Source organism: Clostridium sp. AF27-5AA, from assembly GCF_003478415.1.
GTDB lineage: Bacteria > Bacillota > Clostridia > Lachnospirales > Lachnospiraceae > Otoolea > Otoolea fessa.
In genome coordinates this window covers 1-4179 of sequence record NZ_QUFH01000024.1, presented here as the reverse complement: position 1 = coordinate 4179, position 4179 = coordinate 1, and the positions used below count along the sequence as shown (strand labels likewise).

Below are 4179 nucleotides of genomic sequence, written 5' to 3'. Positions count from 1 at the left end.
GTCAACGATTTTTCTATATTTGTTATTCTTTTTATTTTGTTGTGATTTTTTAGAATATTCTAACCATTTGAAGTCTATGCATCTATTTCCCCTAATCCCAGAAATGGCATCGAATCAAAAGAATCCGATGCCATTTCCATCCATTCATAAATACAGCTTTCACTTTCCATCTACACTCTCATTTATATCTATTACCTATTCCTATACTACCTTCTCTACAAATGATACTCAATCAATTTAACTGCCAGGCTGACACCGCCGCAGACCCACATCACAAGAATTGGGTTCAGTTTCCATTTGCGGAGCGCTATAAAAGCTGCCGAAAAAAGAACCAGACTGCCCCACTGGATCACCCTCTCCCCATTTACCTCTGGAAGAACTGCTGCCAGTAGCATCGAAAGTCCGGCACCTGCGATCAGCGCCACTACCGCTGGGCGAAGACTGCCTAAAATATTTCCCATCGCAGAGCCGCCGCGGTAACGCCGATATATGTATGCCAGTACCGATACAATGATACAAGATGGGAAAATACATCCCCAGGTTGCCGCAACCGCCCCCGGAAGTCCCGCTATCCGAATTCCGACAAAGGTTGCTGAATTGACCGCAATCGGTCCCGGCGTCATTTCCGCGATCGTGATAAGATTCGTAAACTCCGTCATCGTGATCCATCCCTGTCGTTCCACAATCAGGCTCTGTACCAGTGGAATCGCCGCGTAGCCGCCGCCCACGCTGAAAAGCCCTATCTGCAGAAAGCTCAAAAATAATTGTATATAGATCATATCTATTCTCCCCCTCTATACCGCACCGGTCGTCTGCTCACGTTTTCTCATCCAGATAAATCGAATCGTTCCCGCCAGAATACCCGCCGCAATGATATAGATTACATTCACATCCAGCACAAAATCAGCCAGGAACGCAATTACCATGATTGCAATTGAATACAGCTTTTTTTCCTTCAGAACATTCACTCCCAGCCCACAGGAAACATCCAGAATCACAGCCGCCACGCCGACTCGCATTCCCTCTAGTGCTGCTGCCACCCAGACGTTCGACGCAAACGCGGCGTAACAGACGGATAAAACCGCCAGAATCGCCATCGGCGGAAGAATCGTTCCGATGACTGCCACCACCATTCCGGCAAACCCATATACTTTCCAACCAACCAAAATTGCCCCATTTACCGCAATCGCGCCCGGACAGGACTGTGCCAGTGCGGTAAAATCAAGCATTTCCTGTTCATCAATCCAGTGAAGCTCATCCACGAAACATTTCTTCATAAATGTCACAATGACAAAACCGCCCCCGAATGTAAATGCGCTGATATAAAGTGTTTTTAAAAATAAAACCAGCAGTTGATGCTTCTGTTTCATCTGCCATTCCCCCTTTTTCTATTTTATCTTTTGTCTCTCCCAGTTCTCCTTCACGCAAAACAACATTCCTTTTTCTGTGCCCATTATAACACTTGCCAATTCATTTTAAAATTACTATAATTTATATATAGTTATTATTAAAATATCTATGATTCTCTATAAAAGCAACGCCGTCAAAAATAATATTTCTGACGGCAGGAAAAAAGTAGGACAAACATACAAATACGAATGTTTCCCACTCCTTATGAAACATTCAGGAAAGGAGTTTTCATGACACTGCGGCATTTCCGAATTTTTATCGAAGTAGCATCCGCCGGAAGCATCACACAGGCGGCGCGCAATCTCTACCTGACGCAGCCAACCGTCAGCACCGCCGTCCGGGAGCTCGAAGAACACTACGGAACATTATTTTTCGACCGCATCAACCAGCGTCTGCGAATTACCGGCGAAGGGCGGCGTTTTCTCGACTATGCACGCCATTTTATCCAGATGTACGATGAAATGGAACTGGCATTTTCCAATTCCGGAATCAGCGGAGTTCTCCGCATCGGTGCCAGCACCAACGTGGGGATTTCCTATCTACCACGTTTCATGCAGCTATTTCAAGAGACATATCCCCAGGTACACACGCAGGTCCATATACAGACGACCGCACAGACGGAAGCCATGCTCTTAAATGGGGCGCTAGATCTTGCAATCGTCGGCGGAACCATCCGCTCCGAACAGATTGCCCTGACTCCCCTGTTTCAGGAACACTACACCGCCATCTGCGCGCCGGGACACCCGATGGCAGGAAAAACCGTTTCCATCAATACATTTATGAAACAACCGCTGCTCTTCCGCGAAGTCGGCAGCACCTCCTATGAAGTATTTCAAAATGCCATCCGCCAGACCGGCTGTGAGGTCACCCCTGCCTGGGAAAGTACCTCACAAGAGGCCATTCTCGAAGCCGTCCGCCTGGGGCTTGGCGTCACAATTCTGCCAAGCGCTATGCTCGAAGCTGAGCTGAGACTCAGTACCATTTCCCGGATCTATTTTTCGGATTTTTCTTTTCAAAATACCGTTCATCTGGCGTGGCATCAAAGCAAGTTTCTGTCTCCTGTCATGCAGGATTTTATCCAAATGGCGCGTGAACTTTTGCCATCCAACCATATTTCCGCTCAAAATCCCCCGGGAATCTCTCCCCATGCATATCCTGTCCACAGAAATTTTCCGAAGGACTCTCCCGCAGCTACGCTCACTGATCTGCGATATTGAACTACCCTGGGAAAAATTTCGAAATGCATCGGTGCTCTATCAGATGCCTCTTCGTCATTTTCTGGCAAATGCGTTCTTTTCCGCTCTACTGGAACCAGGCAGCGGACTGGAAGATATGATTCTACAGATGAAGGGGATCGCGTTAGAGTATGCCATCGTCCGCTACAGCCTTTTCCTGTGATGAATGCATGACGGTTCCGGTAAACTTCCGTATGAGACGGTTCGCGATTATCAGGTCATCATTATCCATATGACCGGATACGACGCTGAGGTTATCTGGGATTGGTTGCGAATACGTACAGATGATTGAAAATAATTTCTTCCTGTAATATACTTTTAGGTATAGGTATACCTATATTTCAAAAGATTACTGGAATTTGCCCGACGGGCAGCGTGCAGAGCTGATCGACGGGCAATTTTATAATATGGCACCTCCGAGCCGGATTCATAAGGAAATTTCCTACCAGATTTCCCGCCTTCTTGGAAATTATATCGAGTCCAACGGCGGAGAATGCCGCGTTTATCCGCCTCCTTTCGCTGTCAATCTGGATGCGGATGATAAAGATTGGGTTGAGCCGGATATCTCTCTTATCTGTGATCCGAATAAATTGACCGACCGCGGCTGTTCCGGCGCTCCCGATCTCATTTTCGAAATCGTATCTCTATCCAGCCGGCGCATGGACTACATTATCAAAAATGCTCTGACTCCCTTAAACTTACCGAATAAAATTCGTCGCCGTCCGCTCCTCCTGTTCCGGAAGACCATATTCTTTCTTGCCAAGCTCGATGGACTTCATAAGAAATGTCATATTCTTTGCAAGCATCCGCATCGTCTGCTTGCCTTCCTCATCCATCTCTGCCTCCCCTTTCTCACAGCCGTGAATACTGTTCCAGTATCTGCTGGATGCGATCGGCATATTGCTGATGGTAAAAAATTTGTTCAATTCATCAAAAGTCGCTGAGCAGCCACCTCTGCGTGCACAGACTACACTGGCACCCACCTTCATGCTCTTATCAAAGGACGTGCTGTAAAACAAGCGGTCAAGACAGGCAATCAGCGTCGCATTAGCCGATGCATAGTAGACCGGACTGGCAATCACCAGACCATCCGCCGCCTCAAAGAGAGGTGCCAGTTCATTTACGATATCATCAAACACACATTTTCCAATTTTGCTGCACTGATTACAGGCAATACAGCCCCGGATATCTTTATTTCCAATCTGTATGGTTGTTACCTCTACCCCACTATTTCGAAATACATTCTCTATTTCCCGGATGGCAATGGATGTGTTGCCGTTTACACGTGGACTTCCGTTTAGAATTAATACCTTGCTCATTTGGTTTCCTCCTTTTACTCTACGATACATTTATTCCAACAAATTGCTTTTAAACAGTCTGTAAGCGTATATATTGTCTTCAGGTGTCTACAACTGTCTACATAAAAATGAAAATGCAAAAAAGCGGAAACCCTGATGAATCAAAGCTTCCGCAATAATAAAAAAGAGCGCGAGACGGGACTCGAACCCGCGGCCTCGACCTTGGCAAGGTCGCG

The 4179-nt window shown here is 46.6% G+C and carries 4 protein-coding genes and 1 pseudogene; 2 read left to right on the top strand and 3 right to left on the bottom strand.

What is annotated here, in order from left to right; genetic code table 11:
• Nucleotides 1-215 precede the first annotated feature (215 nt).
• Together DWY89_RS14125 and DWY89_RS14120 are read right to left on the bottom strand one after the other, a co-directional pair.
• Entirely contained in the window at nt 216-779 is a 564-nt protein-coding gene (locus DWY89_RS14125; RefSeq protein WP_118494319.1) for a chromate transporter, read from the bottom strand.
• A gap of 15 nt (nt 780-794) precedes the next feature.
• Nucleotides 795-1370: a chromate transporter gene (locus DWY89_RS14120; protein WP_118494322.1), complete on the bottom strand. Its 576-nt coding sequence runs from the start codon at nt 1368-1370 to the stop codon at nt 795-797.
• A gap of 270 nt (nt 1371-1640) precedes the next feature.
• On the opposite strand from DWY89_RS14120, the gene DWY89_RS14115 reads away from it, so the two are divergent.
• Together DWY89_RS14115 and DWY89_RS14110 are read left to right on the top strand one after the other, a co-directional pair.
• The gene (locus DWY89_RS14115) at nt 1641-2627 is read left to right on the top strand and encodes a LysR family transcriptional regulator (protein WP_182428007.1); all 987 of its coding nucleotides are present in this window, start codon (nt 1641-1643) and stop codon (nt 2625-2627) included.
• A 377-nt stretch (nt 2628-3004) separates the two neighbouring features.
• Nucleotides 3005-3313: pseudogene (locus DWY89_RS14110) on the top strand (Uma2 family endonuclease); the annotation flags it as partial.
• Nucleotides 3314-3343: 30 nt separating this feature from the next.
• Here the strand turns inward: DWY89_RS14110 and DWY89_RS14105 are convergent.
• Nucleotides 3344-3964: a flavodoxin family protein gene (locus DWY89_RS14105; RefSeq protein ID WP_107001909.1), complete on the bottom strand. Its 621-nt coding sequence runs from the start codon at nt 3962-3964 to the stop codon at nt 3344-3346.
• Between the last annotated feature and the right edge of the window lie 215 nt (nt 3965-4179).

What these genes read in the sequence shown, in the direction of transcription:
- DWY89_RS14125 (WP_118494319.1), bottom strand. Translation starts at nt 779, where the DNA reads ATGATCTATATACAATTATTTTTGAGCTTTCTGCAGATAGGGCTTTTC.
- DWY89_RS14120 (WP_118494322.1), bottom strand. Translation starts at nt 1,370, where the DNA reads ATGAAACAGAAGCATCAACTGCTGGTTTTATTTTTAAAAACACTTTAT.
- DWY89_RS14115 (WP_182428007.1), top strand. Translation starts at nt 1,641, where the DNA reads ATGACACTGCGGCATTTCCGAATTTTTATCGAAGTAGCATCCGCCGGA.
- DWY89_RS14105 (WP_107001909.1), bottom strand. Translation starts at nt 3,964, where the DNA reads ATGAGCAAGGTATTAATTCTAAACGGAAGTCCACGTGTAAACGGCAAC.